This window comes from Actinokineospora xionganensis, assembly GCF_014323725.1.
Taxonomy (GTDB): Bacteria; Actinomycetota; Actinomycetes; order Mycobacteriales; family Pseudonocardiaceae; genus Actinokineospora; species Actinokineospora xionganensis.
In genome coordinates this window covers 322,933-343,364 of the sequence record NZ_JABVED010000003.1, presented here as the reverse complement: position 1 = coordinate 343,364, position 20,432 = coordinate 322,933, and the positions used below count along the sequence as shown (strand labels likewise).

The window sequence follows — 20,432 nt, the reverse complement described above, 5'->3', positions numbered from 1 at the left end:
CGTGTCCGACCTGCTCAACGGACTGCTCGGCACGCTGGCCTACGGGGCTGTCGGTCTGATCCTGATGACGCTGGGCTTCGTGCTCGTCGACGTCGCCACCCCCGGCAAGCTGCGCGACCTGATCTGGGTGGAGCGCAACCGAAACGCCTCGGTGCTGCTGTGCTCGGGCCTGCTCGGCATCGGCGTCATCCTCACCACGGCCATCGTGATCAGCGACGACAACGTGGCGGTCGGCCTGCTGAACACCGCGGTGTACGGCCTGATCGGCCTGGCCCTGATGAGCCTGGCGTTCGTCGTGATCGACGCCGTGACCCCCGGCAGCCTCGGTGAGGTCATCTGCACGGAGGAAGGGCACCCAGGCGTCTGGGTGTCGGCCACCGCGCACCTCGTCGTCAGCGTGATCATCGCCGCCGCCATCTCATGACCCGGACCCGGTCGGCCAGGATCGCGCTGCTGGCGACCGTGTTCGTGTGCGCGGCGTGCGGGCTCGTCTACGAACTCGCCCTCGTCGCGCTCGGCAGCTACCTGATCGGCGACACCGTCGGGCAGGCGTCGATCGTCGTCTCGCTCATGGTGTTCGCCATGGGCATGGGCGCCCTGCTGGCGAAACCGCTGCAGCGCCGGGCGGCTGCCGCGTTCGCCGCGGTGGAGCTGGTGCTCGCGCTGCTCGGCGGGCTCAGTGTGCTACTGCTGTACGCGGCGTTCGCGTGGCTCAGCCTCTACACCCCGGCGCTCATCGCGATGGCGCTCGTCCTGGGCACGCTCATCGGCGCGGAGATCCCGCTGCTGATGGAGATGCTGCAGCGGATCCGCCGCCAGGAGGCGGGTTCCGCGGTCGCCGACCTGTTCGCCGCGGACTACGTGGGCGCGCTGCTCGGCGGGCTGGCGTTCCCGTTCGTGCTGCTGCCGCTGTTCGGCCAGATCGAGGGCGCGCTGGCGGTCGGCATGGTCAACGCCGTCGCCGGGCTCGGGTTGGTGCTGACCGTGTTCGGCACGGAACTGGGCCGCAGGGCCAAAGCCGTGCTCATCGGTTCGGCCGTCGTGGTCGGCGGTGTGCTGGCGGGCGCGTACGTCATGGCGGAGGACTTCGAGGTCACCGCCCGCCAGGCCCTCTACGCCGACCCGGTCGTGCACGCGGAACGCACGCCGTACCAGGAGATCGTGCTGACCGAGTCGGTCACGCTCGCGGGCACCAGCGACGTGCGCCTGTTCCTCAACGGCGACCTGCAGTTCAGCTCCGTCGACGAGTACCGCTACCACGAGGCGATGGTGCACCCGGCGATGTCCGGACCGCACAGTCGGGTGCTCGTCCTCGGCGGCGGCGACGGTCTCGGGCTCCGCGAGGTCCTGCGCCACCCCGATGTCGAGCGGGTCACGCTGGTCGAGCTGGACCCGGCGATGGTCGACCTGGCGCGCACCGAGCCGCGACTGACCTCGTTGAACCGCAACGCTTTCGCCGACCCGCGGGTGGCCGTGCGGACCGAAGACGCCTTCACCTGGCTGCGCGGTGCGGCCGACCGGTACGACGTGATCATCGTGGACATGCCGGACGCCGACTCCACCGCGACAGCCAAGCTCTACTCGCTGGAGTTCTACGGCCTAGTCGAGCGCGCACTGGCCCCCGGCGGCCGGATGGTCGTCCAGTCCGGCTCCCCTTACTTCGCTCCCAACGCCTTCTGGTGCGTCGAGAACACCCTGCGGGCGGCGGGCCTCAAAACCGTGCCGTACGAGGTGTCGGTCCCCGCGTTCGGCGAGTGGGGATTCCACCTCGCCGCCCGCGGGTCCGCCCCCGCTCTCGCCCTGCCGCCCGGGATGCCGTTGCGATCCCTGGACCCGGCCACCTTGGCGGCCGCGACGGTCTTCCCGCCCGACCGCCGAAACCCCGGCGACCTGGCCGTCTCGACGCTGATGGACCCGATCATCCTGCGCTACGCGCGGGAGGAGTGGACCAACTACTGAGGCTGCCCGCTCGCCAGGCCGAACGGGTTGTCGATCACGTACCGCCAGCGCCCGTCGACACCGCGCCGGGCCACATCGGTGGCCGTGCCCGCGACGCGGGGTCCCTCGCCGCCCAACTCCCAGTCGACGATCATCAGGGCGAGGTCACCGGCGACGTGCACCTGGCGCGGCGTCACCTCGATCGGCCGCCCCATCGCCAGGAACACACCGTTCGCGGCGACGCGGTCCTCGCCGGTGACCGCGCTGCCGTCCGGCTGGACGAACACCGCGTCGGGCTCGTAGACCCGCTCGACGGCGTCGCCGCTGCCGCTGTTGAAGGACTCGGCGAAGACGAACGGGTGGCGCGCCGGGTCGGTGGTCAGGGGGACACTGGAATCGTGCTCAACGTTCATGTCACCAGCCAAGACCGCCGGATCGTGGGTCACCAAACGGAAACCCACGCCGAGTTGGTGCCCGACGACCGCGGCCGGACCAGCAGGCCGGAACCCGAGTGCCCGGTCGAGGTCGCCCTCGCCGCGATCTCCGGCCGCTGGAAGACGCTGGTGCTGCGCGAACTCATGGGCGGCCCGCACTCGTTCTCCGACCTGCGGGAAGCCCTGCCCGAGTTGTCGGCGAAGGTCCTGACGGAGCGGCTCACGGAGCTGGTCGACCAAGAGCTCGTCGTGCGGGACACGCTCGCCGGATTCCCCGCCCGCACGAGCTATCGGCTCACCGCGGCGGGCCTGGCGCTGCGGCCGCTGCTGGTCGAGCTCTACCGCACGGGTTCGGCCCTGATCGCGGCGCGCGCCGAACGCCTGCGGACGCGGCTGCCCACCGCATAGGGTCATGGCATGGGGAGACGCGACGAAGGACACGGCCACTGGGGTACACCGCCGAACCAGGGCGGGTGGCAGCAGACACCGGTTCGGCAGCCAAGGTCGGCGCGCTCGATGCTGCTCTGGCTGGTGATGGTCGCGGTGTTCGTTCTCTTCGTCCTCGGTCTCGCCGCCCTGCTGCCGTTGGCCATCTGAGCCGGAACGCTCGCGCCGCCTGCGGGCAAGTACCGCTGTGACGATGGCGAGCATGACTTCGGGGGATCGTCCAGACCTCTCCGGTCCGGGCGGAGCGGTCGCGCTCACCGAGCTCTACGACGCACCCGAACAGGCCCGGGACGAACTCCTGGCGCCCTAGCCGGCTGATGCCTTCATCACCGAGCCGGAGCGCGACCTGCGCCTCACCACGCTCGGCTATGTGCCCAGGGTCGACCTGCGGACCGATCAACGGCTGGCAGACGGCACGCCCCGCGACCATCATCAGAGGAGTGACGTACGGGCGCGAGGTCGACTGCTACTTCGACGCGGAAACCGGCAACCTGCGGGAGGCGCGGTGGCAGATCACTCTCACCAAGCAGTCTTCCGAGCGATCCCACGACATGACGATCACGCCGATCAGGCCGGTCGTCCCAATATGGGCGCGTTGCCCTAGCTAGCGCAGCACTGACAGGTTGTTCATCGCGGAGCCGAGGTCGGGCACGATGCGGATCTGCATCCCGTCGGGCACCTCACCGCAGTCCGGGGGGATGAGCGCCTTGGTGAACCCCAGGCGCATCGCCTCGGCCAGCCGGGCGCGCACGCCGCTGACCCGCCGTACCTCGCCCGCCAGCCCGACTTCGCCCAGCACCACCAGATCGGCGGGCAGCGCGACATCACGGGCCGCGGTGGCGACGGACAGGGCGATGGCCAGGTCGGCCGCGGGCTCGGTGATCTTCATGCCGCCGACCGTCGCCGTGTAGACGTCGGAGTCGCCGAGTTTGATGCCGCCGCGGCGCTCAAGCACGGCCAGCACCATCGCCACCCGGGCCGAGTCCAACCCGCTGACCGCCCGGCGCGGGGTGCCCAGCGGAGACTTCGCCACCAAGGCCTGCAACTCGCCCGGGAGGGCGCGCTTGCCGTCCACGGCGACGGTGACCGCGGTGCCCGCGACGCCGACGTCGCGCTTGTTGAGGAACAGGCCGGACGGGTCGGTCACGCCGACGATGCCGCTGTCGACCAGTTCGAAGCAGCCCACCTCGTCGGCCGGGCCGAAGCGGTTCTTGATCCCGCGCAGCATGCGCAGGGTGGAGTGGCGGTCGCCCTCGAAATGCAGGACCACATCCACGAGGTGTTCGAGCACGCGGGGGCCCGCGATGGACCCGTCCTTGGTGACGTGGCCGACCAGCAGGACCGGGAGGCCGCGTTCCTTGGCCAGCGAGACCAGGGCCGCCGTGACCGCGCGGACCTGGGTGACACCGCCGGGCGTGCCGTCGACCTCCGGGGAGGCCATGGTCTGCACCGAGTCGACGACCAGCATCCCCGGCTTGACCGCGTCGACGTGCCCGAGCAGGGCCGAGATGTCGTTCTCGGCGGCCAGGAACATCGAGGCGTGGACGTTGCCGGTGCGCTCGGCGCGCAACCGCACCTGGCCCGCCGACTCCTCACCCGTGACGTACAGGGTCGGGCCGTACTCGCCGTCGCGGGCGGCCCAGCGGTAGGCGACCTCCAACAACAGAGTCGACTTGCCCACGCCCGGCTCGCCCGCCAGCAGCACCACGGCACCGGGCACGAGGCCGCCGCCGAGGACGCGGTCGAGTTCGGACACACCGGTCTTGCGCGCCTTCGCGGACTCGACATCGACCTCGGCGATCGGCCTGGCCGGGACGCTGGGGAGCCCCGCGCTGATCTTCGTCAGCGCGGCGCGGGGGACGCCGACTTCCGACAGCGTTCCCCACGCCTGGCACTCCGGGCAGCGCCCGAGCCACTTGGCGACGCCGTGCCCGCACTCGGCACAGCGGTAACTCGGCTTAGCGGGTTTGGCCACGCGGTCACGCTAGCGCCGCGCGCCGACAAAACCGGGTCAGTGGTCCCCGGACTCACCGCGCGGGCCCGTCGGCTGGCCGATCGGCAGCTCGACGGTGATCGTCCCCGCCTTCGCGAAGACGAACGTCACCGGGATGAGCCTGCCGGGGTGCAGCTTCTCCTTGAGGCCCACGAGGACGATCTGGAGCTTGCCCACGGCCTTGGCGGCGCTCGTCGCCGCCGCACTCGTCGGGGCGGCGCTCGTCGTCGGGGCGGCGCTCGTGGTCGACGGGCGCGCCGGGTCGGAGCTGTGGTCGGCCGGGGTCGTGGTCGCGTGGGCGGTGCCGGAGGGCTCGCCCTTCGCCTTGGCCTCCTCGCCGGGCTTGCCGACGTGCAGCGCGGCGGTGCCGGGAACAGCCTGGTCGCCTTCGAGCTTGATCTCGCCGGCGAACGGGCTGCTCACCTCCAGCAGCTCGTCGTCGGCCGCGGCGGTGTTGATGATGCTGAGGATCAGCGGGGCGTCGTCGCCCGCGGCGTAGAAGCCCTCATGCGGGAACGCCAGCCTGGCGTCGCGCAGCGCGATCGGGCCTGCCTGGCCCGTGGCGCCGCTGACAGCCGGCAATTGGGAATCGGTCTGCGTGATCTGGCCTGCCGAGCACCCGGCGGCACCCAGAACTGCGGTCAGCGCGAGTCCCGACGCGGCCGTGGCCAAGCGCAGCCGTCCGGTCGAGTTCTGCTGTGCACGACTCACGAGAGCTCCTGCGTCTGCTGCGGACATTCCACCTATCGAGCGGAAGCGTAGCCCGCGCAAGGAATCGGGCACGCGTGTGGTCGGCCACTACGGATCAAGCGCGATCACAATCACGTCCACAGTGGATCAATTCACGACAGTACGAGCGTCTTCGGAAATAGGGGCTGAGTACAGCAAGAGAGCACTTGTCAACCCCCGCCCGCACCATCATCTGGCCGCTGACCTGCGGAGACGGTTACGCCTCCCCTCTCGTCGACAAGGCAGCACGTGTTAAGATGACTACAGCGAAAGGGGCAGAGGACACATGGTTTTCAAGGTCGGAGAGACCGTCGTCTACCCGCACCACGGTGCCGCACTCATCGAAGCGATCGAGACCCGCGTGATCAAGGGCGAGGAAAAGCAGTACCTCGTCCTCAAAGTCGCGCAGGGTGACCTCACGGTTCGCGTCCCCGCAGACAACGCCGAGATCGTCGGCGTGCGGGATGTCGTGGGCCAGGAGGGCCTCAATCGCGTCTTCGACGTACTGCGCGCGCCTCACACCGAAGAGCCGACCAACTGGTCGCGTCGGTACAAGGCCAACCTTGAGAAGCTCGCCTCCGGCGATGTGAACAAGGTTGCCGAAGTGGTGCGAGACCTCTGGCGGCGTGAGAAGGATCGAGGCCTTTCCGCAGGTGAGAAGCGGATGTTGGCCAAGGCTCGTCAGATACTGGTCAGCGAGTTGGCGCTGGCCGAAGGCACCGACGAAGACAAGGCTGAGGTCCTTCTCGACGAGGTCCTGTCAACCGCAACAGTCTGATTTGCACGTCCCGACCGGGCAGCTCGGCGGAGACCTGGCCCGATTGAGATGTGCATGACATCCCCTGGGATCGCCGTCCGGAGCCGGGCATGAGCACTGTGGCGCTCGTGCCCGCCGCCGGACGTGGCGAGCGGCTCGGCTTCGGTATGCCGAAGGCGTTCGTCCCGGTCCGAGGGACAGCTCTCCTCGCACATGCCGTGCGCGGCCTGCTTGACGCGGGTTGCGTGCGGCATGTCGTCGTCGCGGCCCCTCCCGCCGACCTCGCCGCGACCACCGCCCTGCTCAAGGCCGCGGGGCTGCCCGCGATGGTCGTGGCCGGTGGCGCCGACCGCACGGCGTCGGTCGGGCTGGCGCTGAGACACGCGCTACAGGTGATCCCCGACACACGCGTCGTGCTGGTCCACGACGCGGCGCGAGCCTTCACCCCCACGTCAGTCATTCAGGCCGTGGTCGCCGCCGTCGAGGCGGGCGCCCGGGCGGTGATCCCGGTGCTGCCGATGGCCGACACGGTCAAACAGGTCGACGCCGAGGGCACCGTCCTCACCACCCCCGACCGCGCCTGCCTGCGGGTCGTGCAGACCCCACAGGGTTTCGACGCGGCGACGTTGGCCGAGGCCTACGCGCTGGCCGACTCCGCCACCGACGACGCCGGGCTGGTCGAGAAGCTCGGGATCGCGGTCACCACGGTGCCCGGACACCCTTATGCGATGAAAGTCACAACCCCGTTCGACCTCGCGATCGCCGAGGCCGTATTGGCCGCCCAGGAGGGCAAGTGAGAGTCGGTATCGGCACCGACGTCCACCCGATCGAAGCCGGCCGCCCCTGCTGGGTCGCGGGGCTGCTGTGGGATGGCGTCGACGGCTGCGAGGGCCACTCGGACGGCGACGTCGCCGCCCACGCCCTCTGCGACGCCCTGCTGTCGGCCGCGGGCATGGGCGACCTGGGCGCCGTCTTCGGCACCGGCGACCCGCGTTGGGCGGGCGCCTCGGGAATCACCTTGCTCGCCGAGGTCCGGCGGCTGCTGGACGAGTCCGGCTGGCGGGTGGAGAACGCGGCGGTGCAGGTGATCGGGAACGCCCCCAAGATCGGCACCCGGCGCGCGGAGGCGCAGGAGACGTTGTCGGTCGCGGTGGGCGGCCCGGTCTCGGTGTCGGGCACGACGACGGACGGCTTGGGCCTCACCGGCCGCGGCGAGGGCATCGCCGCCGTCGCCACGGCGCTGATCACACAAGCCTGATGTCCGACGAACGGACCCGCGGCGCTCGACGAGCGCAGCGCGCCCTCCGCGACATCCGACTGGAATCCGACCGAACGTGGCGCACCTGGCCCAGACGATTCGGAGCCGCGGTTCTGCGGCATCTCGCAGTGGCGGGGATGGCGGTGCTCGCCATTCCGAGGGCGATCGTCCGGTTCATCGCGGAGTTGCTCGCGGAGGCGATCCCGACAGTCATCGCACTGGGCCTGTTCGCGATCGTGAGTTTCGCGGCGGCATGGGGTTGGGGCAAGAGCCCACCGGCGACGGTCGTGTTCGTGGCAGGCTTCGCGGCGTTCGTGGCGTTCGGCGCACACGAGCTGTGGTTCCGCCGCCAGGGACGGCGGCGGCGCCGGATCGCCGCGCTCGCGGCTGGGACATGTGTCTTCGTGGTGGTGTGGGTGGCGTACCTCGTGCCGTACATCCCAGCCTGAACCCCCGCCGGCGGGAGGACACTGACCGAACGGCGAGGAGAGGACCTCCCATGGCCCTACGGATGAAGCACCATCTGGGTTCGGCGGTGTCGGACCTGCGCTACGAGCCCGTGCCGTTCCGGACCCGCGCCCGCGTCGCCGACTCGGTCGTGGTCGACACCTCGGCCGCGATCCTGGTGTGGGAACCGCGGCGGCTCGTCCCGGTGTACGCGGTGCCGGTTGGCGACATCCGCGGCCAGGTCGTGCCCACGGAGCCGCAGCCACAGCCGCCGGACCTCGCGACTCTGCCGCCGATGGTCGGCCCGAGCGACTTCGGTGTCCACACCTGTCCTGGAATGGTCGTCGATCTCGTGGTCGACGGGGTGACACTGCCCCAGGTCGGTTTCGTCGCGGTGGATCACGACCTCGCGGGCATGGTGATCCTCGACTTCGGCGCCTTCGACTCTTGGTGGGCCGAGGAGCAGGAGACGGTCGGCCACGCGCACGACCCGTTCAAGCGGATCGAGGTCCTCACCAGTTCACGCCTGGTGGAGGTGTCGCACGCAGGCGTCCTGCTGGCCGCGAGCGACCGCCCGAAGCTGCTGCTGGAGACCCACCTGCCGCCGCGCTGGTACATCCCGCCCGAGCACGTGGAGCCGGCGCTCCTGACACCGAGCACCACCAAGTCGACCTGCGCCTACAAGGGTCACGCGTCCTACCTGTCGCTGGCGGGCGACAGCCCCGCGGGCGCGGACCTCGCCTGGCACTACCCAAACCCCCTGCACGACGCCGAGCCGGTCCGCGACCACATCTGCTTCTGGGCCGAACGCACAGATCTCGTCGTCGACGGCAGGCCACACCCCCGCCCCGTGACGCCTTGGTCACGTCCGGAGGAACAGGCGGCGGCCGACCCGGACACCCTCGAATTCGGCTGACCACCCAGCCCGCCGATCACCCCGCCAGGGAATCGAAGCCGCTGAGGCATCCCGGCCCGCCGACTCGCCTCACAGCCACAGCCCACCCGAGCTCGTCCAACAACTCATTCGCGAAACAACGTCCCACCAGCACAAACCCCCACCCGCCCTGGGGGGGCTGCCCTTGGCCAGTCTATCGGGGAAGGGCGTCGAAAAGAGGGGTGGCGGCGGGGCTGTGGATAACCGGCGGGCGCTGTGGATGCGATGGGCTAAGTTGGTCGCCGTGGCCATCCGTGGCGTGCTGCTCGATTACTCCGGCACCTTGTTCCGTCTGCAACCGGGTGCCGCGTGGGTGGACGGGCTGGTGGGGAATGACGGGGCCACCCTCGATCAGGTCGCGCAGGATTCGTTGCTCATGAGTCTGACCGCGCCGGTCGGGCCATCCGCGCATCTTCCCGCCGCACTACGGGCGGACTGGGAGCGCCGCGACCTTGATCCCGACGTGCATCGGGCGGTTTTTGTCGCCGCACTGCGCGGGGCTGAGCTCGATTTGACACCCGCGATGGCCGAGACCCTCTACGAGCGCATTCGCGCGCCGCGCTCCTGGGCGCCCTACCCGGACACGGCCGACGCGCTGCGCTTGCTCAACGACGCGGGCATCCCGGTGGCCGTCGTCAGCAATATCGCGTGGGATGTGCGTGGGGCGTTCGAGGCGCACGGTATCGCCGATCTCGTCGACGAATACGTCCTCTCCTACGCCGAGGGCGTGGTCAAGCCCGACCCGAAGATCTTCCTGCTGGCCTGCGACCGCCTTGGTGTCGAACCGGCCCGGGCGCTGATGATCGGCGACAGCGTCGAGACCGACGGGGCCGCCGCCGCGCTTGGCTGTCGGTTCGAGCGGGTGGAGCCGCGGCCGACTCAGGCGCGCCCCGACGCGCTGATCAGCGCGTTGCGAACATGCGGGATCGCGGGCTGACCGTCAGGTCGCCCCCGCAATAGCCGTACCATTTCCCGGTAAGAATTGATTTCCCTCAGGAGAATGCCGTGTCCCTGCACATCTTCGACAGCGCCACCCGCGGTCAGCGTGAGTTCACGCCGCTGAAGGACGGGGCCGCTTCGATCTACGTGTGTGGGGCGACCGTCCAGGGAATCCCGCATATCGGCCACGTCCGCAGCGGCCTGAATTTCGACGTGCTGCGCCGCTGGCTGACCCACACCGGCCACGACGTCACGCTGGTCCGCAACGTCACCGACATCGAAGACAAGATCATCACCAAGGCCGCCGAGGCGGGCAGGCCCTGGTGGGAGTGGGCGGCGACGCACGAGCGGGCGTTCGACGAGGCCTATGACGTGCTCGGCTGCCTGCCGCCGACAATCCAGCCGCGCGCGACCGGGCACATCACCCAGATGGTCGAACTCATGCAGCGGCTGATCGACGAGGGCCACGCGTACGCAGCCGAGGGCGACGTCTACTTCTCGGTGCCCTCATACCCCGCCTACGGCGAGTTGTCCGGTCGCCCGCTCGACGACTGGACGCAGGGCGAGTCCACCCTGCGCGGCAAGCGCGACCACCACGACTTCACGCTGTGGAAGAGCGCGAAGCCCGGTGAGCCGTCGTGGCCGTCGCCGTGGGGACGCGGTCGCCCGGGCTGGCACCTGGAGTGCTCGGCGATGGCGTCGATGTACCTCGGCCCGGAGTTCGACATCCACGGCGGCGGCATCGACCTGGTGTTCCCGCACCACGAGAACGAGCAGGCCCAGTCGCGCGCCGCCGGCGACGGGTTCTCGCGCTACTGGATGCACAACGCGTGGGTCACCATGAGCGGCGAGAAGATGTCGAAGTCGCTGGGCAACGTGGTGTCGATCCCGGAGATGATCAACCGGGTCCGGCCGCAGGAACTGCGCTACTACCTGGTCGGCCCGCACTACCGGTCCATGATCGAGTACTCCGAGGCGGCGCTCGAGGAGTCGGTGCGCGCGTACCAGCGCGTAGAATCATTCCTGCGCAAGATCACCCAGCGCACCGGGGTCGTGGGAATCGCCGAGCCGAACACCGAGTTCGTCGCCGCGATGAACGCCGACCTGGCCACTCCGGCCGCCCTCGCGGCGGTGCACAACGCCGTTCGCGTCGGCAACACCGCGCTCGATGACGGCGACGAGAGCGCCGCCCGTGAGGCAGCCGCCGCGGTGCGCGGGATGACCGAGGTCCTCGGCCTGGACCCGCTGTCCGAGCGGTGGAGCGACAGCTCCACTGTGGACACCGGGTTGCGTTCAGCGGTGGCCGCGCTGGTAGAGGACTTGCTCGAAGAGCGTCAGCGAGCACGGGCGAACAAGGACTTCGCCCTCGCCGACGCGATCCGAGACCGCCTGCTCAACGCGGGCGTCGCCGTCGAGGACACCCCCGGCGGTCCGTTGTGGACAGTTAAGGACTGACGTGGCAGGCAATTCCAAACGCCAAGGCGCGATGCGCAAGCCGGGCTCCAAGAAGGGCCCGGTCGTCGGCTCCGGCGGTCAGCGACGCAAGGGGTTGGAGGGCAAGGGCCCGACGCCCAAGGCCGAGGAGCGCCCCGGCCATCACGCGTACCGCAAGTCGAACGCCGCGGCCAAGCGCGAGCAGCGGTCGAAGGACAAGCCCACCAGCGAGTTGGTGGCGGGCCGCAACCCGGTCGTGGAGTGCCTGCGCGCCCAGATCCCGGCGACGGCGCTGTACGTGGCGATCGGCATCGACACCGATGACCGGGTCGCCGACGCGGTGCGCATGGCCGCCGATCGGGGCATCTCCGTGCTGGAGGTCTCGCGCCCGGAACTCGACCGGCTGACCGGCATGGCGATGCACCAGGGCTTGGGCCTGCAGGTCCCGCCGTTCGAGTACGCCCACCCGGACGACCTGCTCGAGGCGGCCCGGTCCACCGACGAGCCGCCGCTGATCGTGGCGCTCGACGGCGTCACCGACCCCCGCAACCTCGGCGCGGTCATCCGTTCCGCGGCGGCGTTCGGCGCGAACGGGGTGCTGCTCCCGCAGCGCCGCAGCGCCGGGATCACCGCCGTCGCGTGGCGCACGAGCGCGGGCACGGCGGCGAAGATCCCGGTCGCCATCGCCACCAACCTCACCCGTGAGCTGCGGGCGCTGGCGAGCCAGGGCCTGATGATCATCGGGTTGGACGCCGACGGCTCGATGGAACTCGACGACCTGCACCTGGCCACGTCGCCGCTGGTCGTGGTCGTCGGCTCCGAGGGCCGGGGCCTGTCGCGGCTGGTCAAGGAGGCCTGCGACGCGACGATCTCGATCCCGATGTCGGCGGGCGTGGAGTCGCTCAACGCCTCCGTCGCCGCCGGTGTCGTGCTCGCCGAGGTGGCGCGCCGCCGCCGGGCCGCGGGCCGCGTCTGACCGTCGTCGCAGCCGGGATCCAACTCAGGTCCTGTCCGGTAAGTCAGTAGGACGGGACCTACGTGAGAGGCCTCACTGGATCCTGGCTTCCGACTGCCGGTTCCCGCCGGTCGGCTAGGGTCGCTGGCGTCGTGGGGTCGAGGGGGCCAAGGGATGTCGTTCGCCAGTCCGTTGTTCCTGTGGTTCTTCACGCCGGTGGTGCTGGCGGCCGTCCTGCTCTCCCCCAGGCACTGGCGCAACGGGGTCGTCGCCGCGGCCAGCCTGCTGTTCTACGCGGCGGGCGCGGGTCCGACGACGCTGCTGCTGCTCGCCTGCATGGTGGTCAACTTCGTCGCCGGGCACTACCTCGAACCCGATGAGCAGGACACCCACCACAAGCGTCGGCGCAGGCTGCTCTTCGGTGTCGTCGGGTTCGACGTCGCGGTGCTGGTGGTGTGGAAGTACGCGGGGTTCGCGACCGAGCAGCTGGCCGGGTTCGCCCGGTTGCTGGGCGGCGACTTCCCCGTTGTCCACCTGCTGCTGCCGATCGGCATCTCGTTCTACACGTTCCACCACATCTCTTACGTGGTCGACATCTACCGCGGCGAACGCCCGGCGCTGCGCAAGCCGGTCGCGTTCGTCACCTACATCGCGATGTTCCCGCAGCTGGTGGCCGGGCCGATCGTGCGGTACCGGGAGATCGCCGACCAACTCCCCCAGCCGCGCACCCACCGGCTCGACGACGTGGCGTCGGGGTTCCCGCGGTTCGCGCTGGGGCTGTGCAAGAAAGTCATCATCGCCGACTCGCTGAGCCCGCTCGTCGAGCAGTGCTTCGCCACGCCCGCCGACCAGATGACCTTCGCGGTGGCCTGGCTGGGCGCGATCACGTACACGCTGCAGCTGTACTTCGACTTCTCCGGGTACTCGGACATGGCCATCGGGCTGGGTCGGATGCTCGGTTTCCGACTGCCGGAGAACTTCGCCCGGCCGTATTCGTCGGTCACGATCACGCAGTTCTGGCGGCGCTGGCACATGTCGCTGTCGCGCTGGTTCCGCGACTACGTCTATATCCCCTTGGGCGGCAACCGTTCCGGCGCGGCGAAGACGTACCGGAACCTGTGCGTCGTCTTCGTGCTCACCGGCCTGTGGCACGGCGCGAACTGGACGTTCCTGGTGTGGGGCATGTTCCACGGCGCCCTGCTGATCATCGAACGCGGCTACGGCCTCGACCGCGCCCCCACCGACCCAGTGCGCCGCGTCGGCAGGCGGGCGCTGACGGTCACGCTGGTGGTGTTCGGCTGGGTGTTCTTCCGCGCCGCCGACCTCGGGCAGGCGCTGGTGATGATCGGCCACATGCTGCTTCCCGACTTCACCGGCCTCACCGACCAGGTCGACGCGGCACTGGGCAACCAGGTTCTCGTGGTGCTGCTGGTGGCCCTGGCCATCCTGTTCATGCCCGCGTCGCCGGTCACCGGCCCCATGCTGGAGTCCTCCCGCGGCCGCACGGCGATGGTGCTGCGGGCGGCGGTCATGGGACCGGGCCTGCTGTGGGCCACGATCCTGGTCGCCACGGGCACGTTCAGCCCGTTTTTGTATTACCAGTTTTAGGGCCGCGACAGCTGACACCGCTGCCGTTCTGCTCACCCCGCTGAGCATTCCGGGTCACAGAATGGGCCGGTCACCCGTTCGGACACTCCGGGTACGTGCGATCCTCACTTCGCGCGATGGACGGAGGGGTTGTGGACTGGCGGGCAATTCTCGACGACTTCGGCGCGAACTGGCACATCTATGTGTCGATGCCGTTCATCGCGGCGATCATCGGGTACATCACCAAGCGCGCGGCCATCGAGATGATGTTCAAGCCGCTGGAGTTCGTCGGGGTCGGGTATCTCGGCTGGCAGGGGGTCATCCCGCGCAACTCGCATCGGATGGCTTCCACCGCGATGGAGTTGATGACCACCAACCTGATCGACCCGAAGGAGATCTTCGCCCGGCTCGACCCGAAGAAGGTCACCGAGGAACTTCGGGAGCCGATCTCCCGCGCGGTCGACGAGATCACCCGTGAGCTGCTCGCCCAGTACCAGCCGAACCTGTGGGAGCTGATGCCCCAGCAGGCGCAGCGGCTGGTGCTGTCCCGGGTGCAGGCGGAGGCACCGCGGATCGTCGAGAAGCTGATGCGGGAGCTGTCGGCGAACATCGAGGACGTGCTCGACGTCAAGGACATGGCCGTGCGCAACCTGGTGCGCGACAAGGCCATGCTCAACCGGCTGATCCGCGACACCGCGCAGCCGGAGATGCGGTTCATCGCGATGTCGGGCGTCTACTTCGGATTCATCATCGGGCTGATCCAGCTCGTCGCGTGGGCGTTGACCAAGAACCCGTGGATCATGCCGATCTTCGGCGGGCTCACCGGCTGGCTGACGGACTGGCTCGCGCTCAAAATGATCTTCTTCCCGCGGCAGCCGAAGAAGTTCTTCGGCGTCGGCTGGCAGGGCATGTTCCAGAAGCGCCGGATGGAAGTCGCCCATGACTACGGCGACCTGATCGCCAAGGAGATCCTGACCGTCCGCAACGTCATGGAGGCCGTGCTGACCGGCCCCAAGTCCGACCGGCTCTACGCGATGATCCAACGCGAGGTCCAGCGCTCGATCGACACCCAGACGAGCATCGCGAAGCCGTTCGTGGTGGCCGCGGTGGGCTCACGCAAGTACCAGGAGATGAAGCACGAGGCCGCCCGCAAGGCGATCGAGCGCATCCCGGACACGCTGCGCCACGTCGAGACCTACGCGACCGACGCCCTCGACATCCGCAACACGATCATCAAGCAGATCCAGCAGCTGACCCCGCTGCAGTACGAGGGCCTGCTGCGGCCCGCGTTCAAACAGGACGAGTGGAAACTGATCGCGGTCGGCGCGATCATCGGGTTCCTGGTGGGTGAACTACAGGTCCTGCTGGTGCTGCATTAACCTACCGACAGGTAGACAAGGGAGGGCGTGCTGATCCTCGACGATTTCGCCGCCCACTGGCCGGTGTACGTGTCGATGCCGTTCATCGCGGCGATCATCGGCTACATCACCAAGCGCGCGGCCATCGAGATGATGTTCCGCCCGCTGCGCTTCGTGGGGATCTGGGACCCGTTCCTTGGCTGGCAGGGTGTGGTCCCGCGCAACTCGGCCCGGATGATCCGGACGTCGGCGCAGCTGATCACCGGCAAGCTCATCGACCCGCAGGAGATCGCCGACCGGCTCGACCCGGACGAGGTGGCCCGGCAGATCCAGGGCCCGCTGCTGATGACGATCGACGAGATCGCCCGCGACATCATGGAGCGCTACCACCCGCAGCTGTGGGAGATGCTGCCCGTGCTGGCCCAGGACCTGATCATCAAGCAGGTCCAGGCGGGAGCGCCGGTGATGGTCCGCAAGATCATGCACGAGGTCCGCACCAACATCGGCGAGGTCCTCGACGTCGAACAGGTAGCGGTGAACGCCCTCGAACGCGACAAGGAACTACTGGTCCGGCTCACCCGCGACATCTCACGCCCGGAAATGGCGTTCATCGCCCGCTGCGGCATCTACTTCGGCTTCGCGCTCGGCCTGGTGCAGACCTTCGTGTGGGCCCTGACGCACGAGCCGCTGATCCTGCCGATCTTCGGCGCGACCATCGGCTGGATCACCGACTGGCTGGCCATCAAACTGGTCTTCTTCCCGCGCGAACGCCGCCGCGTCCTGGGCATCTTCCCGTTCCAGGGCGTCTTCCAGCGCCGCAGACTGCAGGTCGCCCGCCAGTACGGCGACTTGGTGGCCCGCGAGGTCATGACCGTCCCGAACATCATCGACGGCATCCTGCGCGGCCCGAAGTCCGACCGGCTCCTCACCATGATCCAGCGAATAGTGCAGAAGACCGTCGACGAACAGGCGAGCATCGCCAAGCCATTCGTCGCCGTGGCGGTGGGCACGCGCCGCTTCCAGGAAATGAAGCACGCCGCCGCCGACAAGGCGATGACCTATCTCGACCACACCGCCATGCAGGCCGAGCCCTATGCCAGCAAAGCCCTGGATATCGGCAACACCATCGCGGAGAAGATGAACCGCCTCACCCGCGAGGAATACGAGGGCCTGTTGCGTCCCGCGTTCCGCCAGGACGAGTGGAAACTGATCGCGGTCGGCGCCGCCATCGGAGCCTTGGTCGGTGAGCTGCAGGTGCTGTTGCTACTGGGTTAGCTGGCGCCTCGATCGGCTGATTCCCCAGCAGACCAGGTAGATCAAGAATGAGATCGCGGTAACGAACGCGCTCACCGGAGCACCCGGTGCGAGCGAAAGCACGATCCCACCAACAGCCGAGACAACAGCGAACAACACCGAAAGCAATGTCGCCCGCAACGGACTGGCCGTCACCCGACAAGCCGCGGCCGCAGGCGTGACCATCAGAGCCAGAACCAGCAGCGACCCCACAGTCCGGACACCCAAAGCGGTAGCCACACCCACCAGCACCGCGAACACCAACGCCAGCATCGTCGTCGGCACCCCGCGAGCCTGAGCGACAGCCGGGTCCACGCTCGCGAACAGCAGCGGCCGATAGATCACCGCGAGCACCGCGAACACCCCGACCGCACAGCCGATCAGCAGCGCGAGGCTGGCGAAGTCCTGGCCGACGATCTGCCCGGTGAGCAGCCCGAACTTGTTCGACGACCGCCCTTTGTAGAGCCACAGCATCAGCACGCCGAGGCCGAGCCCGAACGCGAGCACGACCCCGATCACCGAGTCGTAGTCGGAGCTGCGGCGCGACAGCAGGCCGAGGACCAGCGCCGCGACGATGGCTCCGGCGAGCGCGCCGCCGCCGGTGTCCCAGCCCAGCAGCAGGGCCGCCGCGCCGCCGGTGAGGGCGAGTTCGCTGGTGCCGTGCACGGAGAACGCCATGTTCCGGCTGACGATCAGCGGTCCGAGCACGCCCGCGAGCAGGCCGAGCACGAGCGCGGCGAACAGTGCGGCGACGACGAAGTCGAGGCGGAGCAGCTGGGCGGTCAGCTCGAAGTCGAAGAACTTGTCCATCAGAGCTCCGCGTGATGGTGCGGGGTGTCCTCGCACAGGTCGCTGTGGGCGCCGATGACGTGGATCTGGCCGCCGACGCGCACGACCTCGACCTTGGTGCCGTAGAGCTCGGTGAGCGTCCGGGACGTCATGACCTCCTCGGGCGAGCCGACCCGGAAACGGCCGTCGACGAGGTAGAGCACCCGGTCGACCAGCGGCAGGATCGGGTTGATCTCGTGGGTCACGAACAGCACCGCGGTGCCCGCGGACCTTCTGCGTGCGTCGATCAGGTTGCTGACCGCGGCCTGGTGAGCCAGGTCGAGCGAGAGCAGCGGCTCGTCACAGAGCAGCACCCGCGGGTCGTTGACCAGTGCCTGGGCGACGCGCAGCCGCTGCTGTTCGCCGCCGGAGAGGAGCCCGACCGGCCGGTCGCCGAACGCCGTGGCCCCGACCTCGGCGAGCGCCTGGTCGACCTTGCGGGCCCGCTCGCCGCGGCCGGCGAAGCCGATACCCCAGCGGTGGCCGTCGAGACCGAGGCCGATGAGGTCGCGTCCGCGCAGGGCGAGCGTCGGGTCGAGCGCGCGCTGCTGCGGGATGTAGCCGATGCGCCGGTTGCCTTTGCCGGGCGCGGCGCCCGCGACTCGGACGGTTCCGCTGGAGAGCTTCTGCAGGCCGAGCAGGACCCGCATGAGGCTGGTCTTGCCGGACCCGTTAGGACCCAGGACGGCGATGAACTCGCCGGGCCACACCTCCAGGTCGAGGCCGTCCCACAGCACACGGTCGCCATAGGACAGCCGCGCCCCGGACATGGAGACGACACTGGCCGCGCCGTCCGGTGTGGACGGCGCGGCCGTGCGCGCGCTGCGGTCTACGGTCATGCCTTCGCCAGGGCTCCCGCGAGTGAGTCGACCTGCTTCGTCATCCAGTCAAGGTAGTCGGTGACGCCCTCGGGGAGGCTCTCGGTCATGGTCACGATCGGGATGCCCGCGGCCGCGGCCTTGTCCTTGATGGACTTCGTCACGGGGGTCTCGGTCTGCTCGTTGTAGATCAGCACGGCGACCTGCTTTCCGGTGACCAGCGCCTCGGTCTCGGCGATGGCGGCGGCCGGCGGGTCGGTCTCCTCCTCGACGGCCTCGACGAACGCCTCCGGCGTGGCGTCGGTCAGGCCCGCGTGCGCCAACAGCAGCCCGGCGACAGGCTCGGTGGCGACGACCTTCATGCCCGGCTTGGTCGCGCCGATGGCCTCGGCCTTCTTCTCGAGTTCCTCAAGCTTGCCACCGAACGCCGTGGCGTTCGCGGCGAACTTGTCCTTGCTCTCCGGCGCGATGGCGGACAGTTCCTCGGACACCTTCTCGGCGACCTCGTGGACGGTCTCGAAGTCGTACCAGACGTGCTCGTTGGCGTGATCGTGCTCGCCCTCGGCGGGGGCTGGCTCGGCGGGCTTGGTCTCCGACGGCGCGTGCGCGTCCTTCTGCTCGAGTTCGACCGCGACGATCTTGCGCAGGTCGCCGCCCGCGTTGTCGGCCAGCTTGGCGAAGAAGTCGTCGTAGCCGCCGCCGTTGGACAGGGCGAGCTTGGCGCCGGAGAAGGCCGCCGCGTCGGCGGGCTTGGCCTCGTAGCCGTGCGGGTCGCCCGCGCTGCCGCTGATGATCGACTTCACCGACACCAGGTCGCCGCCCACGGCCCGAACGACGCTCGCCCACACCTCGGTCGAGGTGACCACCGAGACCTTGCCCTGCTCAGCGGCGGGCGGGGTGGTGGTCGTCGAGCAGGCCGACAAGCCCACGAGGGCGAGTGCCGCCAGCCCGACCACGACCGTGACGGACCGTGAGGGAGAGAAGGTCATCGGAAGCACTCCTGTGGGCTATCGGTGGGTACGACGACAATGGAAACCGTTGTCGATTCGCAGCATACGTCACCACATTCCCACTTGAACACCCGAGCGGGTGACGCTGTGGACAAGTGGGCTCGGAGGCCGGACTTCTGCAATTGGTTCTGAACCGTTACGGTCAGCCCATGGCGCGGTCTATGCATGTGCGACGACCAGCGACGCTGGCGTCGCTGGCAGCGGAACTCGGGGTGTCCCGCACCACGGTGTCCAATGCCTACAACCGGCCCGATCAGCTCTCCCCAGAGCTGCGGCGCCGAGTCCTGGAGACCGCTCGGCGGCTCGGCTACCCCGGGCCCGACCCGGTGGCCCGGTCCCTGCGGACCCGCAAGGCGGGCGCGGTCGGACTGCTGCTCACCGAGAACCTCTCCTACGCCTTCCGCGACCCAGCGGCGCTGGGCTTCCTGGAAGGCTTGGCCCTGGCCTGTGAGGGCGCGGGCCAAGGGCTGCACCTCGTGCCGGTCAACCCGGAACGCGAGGACGTCGCCGCCGTGCACCGCGCGGGCGTCGACGGCTTCGTCGTCTATTCGGTGCCCGATGACGACCCGCACCTCGCGGCGGTCCTGTCGCGACCGGTGCCCACCGTCGTGGCCGACCAGCCCACTGTGGACGGCGTCGACCGCGTCGGCATCGACGACCGCGGCGCGATCATGGAACTGGCCCAGCAGCTGATCACCCTGGGGCACCGCAAGGTCGGCGTGATCTGCATGCGCCTGGCCCGCGACCGCAACGACGGCTTCGCCCCGGTCGAGCGGCAGAAGACCGCGCACTTCCACGTCCAGCGCACCCGCCTGGCGGGCCTGTCCGAGGCCTTCGCCAAGGTCGGCGTCGACTGGAGCCGCGTCCCCGTCGTCGAGCGGTTCGACCACAGCACCGCCAGCGGCGCCTCGGCCGCGGCGCAGCTGCTCGACGCGGACCGCGATGTCACGGCGCTGATCTGCACCTCGGACATCCTGGCCCTCGGCGCCCTGACCGAGGCCAAGCGGCGCGGGCTGCGGGTGCCGCAAGACCTCACGGTCACCGGCTTCGACGGCATCGCCGAAGGCGAGCGGCTGGGCCTGACGACGGTCCGGCAGCCGGTGCTGGAGAAGGGCAAGGCGGCCGGGAAGCTGCTGCTGGCCTCCCCCGACCCGACCCGACCGCGGGAGATCACCCTGCCGACCGAACTGATCCTGGGCACCACATCGGCCGCCCCGCGCACCGCCGAGGAGCGCTGGTTCGGCCCGTGACCGGACGTCCATGAGAACGGGAC

At 69.4% G+C, this 20,432-nt stretch carries 22 protein-coding genes; 16 read left to right on the top strand and 6 right to left on the bottom strand.

Annotated features, from left to right (window positions below; translation table 11 throughout):
- Position 1: 1 nt before the first annotated feature.
- Both GPZ80_RS32520 and GPZ80_RS07895 read left to right on the top strand, forming a co-directional pair.
- Positions 2-424: a DUF350 domain-containing protein gene (locus GPZ80_RS32520; protein ID WP_187219536.1), complete on the top strand. Its 423-nt coding sequence runs from the start codon at positions 2-4 to the stop codon at positions 422-424.
- Positions 421-1,959 (top strand): polyamine aminopropyltransferase, encoded by a 1,539-nt coding sequence (locus tag GPZ80_RS07895; RefSeq protein WP_187219535.1) that lies wholly within the window; start codon positions 421-423, stop codon positions 1,957-1,959. The genes GPZ80_RS32520 and GPZ80_RS07895 overlap by 4 nt, the downstream gene beginning before the upstream one ends.
- Here GPZ80_RS07895 and GPZ80_RS07890 read toward each other — a convergent pair.
- Positions 1,953-2,351 (bottom strand): YybH family protein, encoded by a 399-nt coding sequence (locus GPZ80_RS07890; protein WP_187219533.1) that lies wholly within the window; start codon positions 2,349-2,351, stop codon positions 1,953-1,955. The two genes, GPZ80_RS07895 and GPZ80_RS07890, sit on opposite strands and share 7 nt — an antisense overlap.
- Between GPZ80_RS07890 and GPZ80_RS07885 the strand changes: the two genes are divergently transcribed.
- Both GPZ80_RS07885 and GPZ80_RS07880 read left to right on the top strand, forming a co-directional pair.
- Complete coding sequence (locus GPZ80_RS07885) at positions 2,337-2,780, top strand: winged helix-turn-helix transcriptional regulator (RefSeq protein WP_312880183.1); 444 nt, start codon at positions 2,337-2,339, stop codon at positions 2,778-2,780. The two genes, GPZ80_RS07890 and GPZ80_RS07885, sit on opposite strands and share 15 nt — an antisense overlap.
- Positions 2,781-2,789: 9 nt before the next feature.
- Positions 2,790-2,969 carry a hypothetical protein gene (locus GPZ80_RS07880; RefSeq protein ID WP_187219531.1) on the top strand — a complete coding sequence of 60 codons (180 nt, stop codon included), beginning with the start codon at positions 2,790-2,792 and terminating at the stop codon, positions 2,967-2,969.
- A 454-nt stretch (positions 2,970-3,423) separates the two neighbouring features.
- Here the strand turns inward: GPZ80_RS07880 and radA are convergent, their stop codons facing one another.
- Both radA and GPZ80_RS07870 read right to left on the bottom strand, forming a co-directional pair.
- Positions 3,424-4,794 (bottom strand): DNA repair protein RadA, encoded by a 1,371-nt coding sequence (gene radA, locus GPZ80_RS07875; protein ID WP_091379775.1) that lies wholly within the window; start codon positions 4,792-4,794, stop codon positions 3,424-3,426.
- A 36-nt stretch (positions 4,795-4,830) separates the two neighbouring features.
- On the bottom strand, positions 4,831-5,523 hold the full coding sequence (locus GPZ80_RS07870) for a copper chaperone PCu(A)C domain-containing protein (RefSeq protein WP_187219530.1): 693 nt from the start codon (positions 5,521-5,523) through the stop codon (positions 4,831-4,833).
- Positions 5,524-5,827: 304 nt separating this feature from the next.
- On the opposite strand from GPZ80_RS07870, the gene GPZ80_RS07865 reads away from it, so the two are divergent.
- From GPZ80_RS07865 to GPZ80_RS07815, 11 genes are all read left to right on the top strand, one after another.
- On the top strand, positions 5,828-6,319 hold the full coding sequence (locus GPZ80_RS07865) for a CarD family transcriptional regulator (protein WP_091379778.1): 492 nt from the start codon (positions 5,828-5,830) through the stop codon (positions 6,317-6,319).
- An 89-nt stretch (positions 6,320-6,408) separates the two neighbouring features.
- Positions 6,409-7,095 carry a 2-C-methyl-D-erythritol 4-phosphate cytidylyltransferase gene (gene ispD, locus GPZ80_RS07860; protein ID WP_187219528.1) on the top strand — a complete coding sequence of 229 codons (687 nt, stop codon included), beginning with the start codon at positions 6,409-6,411 and terminating at the stop codon, positions 7,093-7,095.
- Positions 7,092-7,556 carry a 2-C-methyl-D-erythritol 2,4-cyclodiphosphate synthase gene (ispF, locus tag GPZ80_RS07855; RefSeq protein WP_187219526.1) on the top strand — a complete coding sequence of 155 codons (465 nt, stop codon included), beginning with the start codon at positions 7,092-7,094 and terminating at the stop codon, positions 7,554-7,556. Before ispD ends, ispF begins: the two co-directional genes overlap by 4 nt.
- Positions 7,556-8,005, top strand: a complete 450-nt coding sequence (locus GPZ80_RS07850) for a hypothetical protein (protein WP_187219524.1) — start codon at positions 7,556-7,558, stop codon at positions 8,003-8,005. The genes ispF and GPZ80_RS07850 overlap by 1 nt, the downstream gene beginning before the upstream one ends.
- 50 nt (positions 8,006-8,055) lie before the next feature.
- A complete protein-coding gene (locus GPZ80_RS07845; RefSeq protein WP_187219522.1) occupies positions 8,056-8,919 on the top strand; it encodes a DUF427 domain-containing protein in 864 nt (287 codons plus the stop codon).
- Between the two features lie 262 nt (positions 8,920-9,181).
- Entirely contained in the window at positions 9,182-9,874 is a 693-nt protein-coding gene (locus GPZ80_RS07840) for an HAD family hydrolase (RefSeq protein ID WP_187219521.1), read from the top strand.
- Positions 9,875-9,942: 68 nt separating this feature from the next.
- Entirely contained in the window at positions 9,943-11,331 is a 1,389-nt protein-coding gene (gene cysS / locus GPZ80_RS07835) for a cysteine--tRNA ligase (protein ID WP_187219519.1), read from the top strand.
- Between the two features lies 1 nt (position 11,332).
- Positions 11,333-12,286 carry a 23S rRNA (guanosine(2251)-2'-O)-methyltransferase RlmB gene (gene rlmB, locus GPZ80_RS07830; protein WP_187219516.1) on the top strand — a complete coding sequence of 318 codons (954 nt, stop codon included), beginning with the start codon at positions 11,333-11,335 and terminating at the stop codon, positions 12,284-12,286.
- Between the two features lie 153 nt (positions 12,287-12,439).
- Positions 12,440-13,873, top strand: coding sequence for an MBOAT family O-acyltransferase (locus tag GPZ80_RS07825; protein ID WP_187219514.1), 1,434 nt, complete (start codon positions 12,440-12,442; stop codon positions 13,871-13,873).
- 116 nt (positions 13,874-13,989) lie between these two features.
- Entirely contained in the window at positions 13,990-15,231 is a 1,242-nt protein-coding gene (locus GPZ80_RS07820; protein ID WP_222718986.1) for a DUF445 domain-containing protein, read from the top strand.
- 75 nt (positions 15,232-15,306) lie between these two features.
- Complete coding sequence (locus GPZ80_RS07815) at positions 15,307-16,485, top strand: DUF445 domain-containing protein (RefSeq protein ID WP_187219785.1); 1,179 nt, start codon at positions 15,307-15,309, stop codon at positions 16,483-16,485.
- Here GPZ80_RS07815 and GPZ80_RS07810 read toward each other — a convergent pair.
- The 3 genes from GPZ80_RS07810 to GPZ80_RS07800 form a co-directional block, all read right to left on the bottom strand.
- Positions 16,474-17,313 carry a metal ABC transporter permease gene (locus tag GPZ80_RS07810; RefSeq protein WP_187219512.1) on the bottom strand — a complete coding sequence of 280 codons (840 nt, stop codon included), beginning with the start codon at positions 17,311-17,313 and terminating at the stop codon, positions 16,474-16,476. The two genes, GPZ80_RS07815 and GPZ80_RS07810, sit on opposite strands and share 12 nt — an antisense overlap.
- A complete protein-coding gene (locus GPZ80_RS07805) occupies positions 17,313-18,101 on the bottom strand; it encodes a metal ABC transporter ATP-binding protein (protein ID WP_246476894.1) in 789 nt (262 codons plus the stop codon). Before GPZ80_RS07805 ends, GPZ80_RS07810 begins: the two co-directional genes overlap by 1 nt.
- Before the next feature lie 65 nt (positions 18,102-18,166).
- Positions 18,167-19,138 (bottom strand): metal ABC transporter solute-binding protein, Zn/Mn family, encoded by a 972-nt coding sequence (locus tag GPZ80_RS07800; protein WP_187219508.1) that lies wholly within the window; start codon positions 19,136-19,138, stop codon positions 18,167-18,169.
- Between the two features lie 170 nt (positions 19,139-19,308).
- Here GPZ80_RS07800 and GPZ80_RS07795 point away from each other — a divergent pair, with 170 nt between their 5' ends.
- Positions 19,309-20,409, top strand: a complete 1,101-nt coding sequence (locus GPZ80_RS07795) for a LacI family DNA-binding transcriptional regulator (protein WP_187219506.1) — start codon at positions 19,309-19,311, stop codon at positions 20,407-20,409.
- The last annotated feature ends 23 nt before the right edge of the window (positions 20,410-20,432 follow it).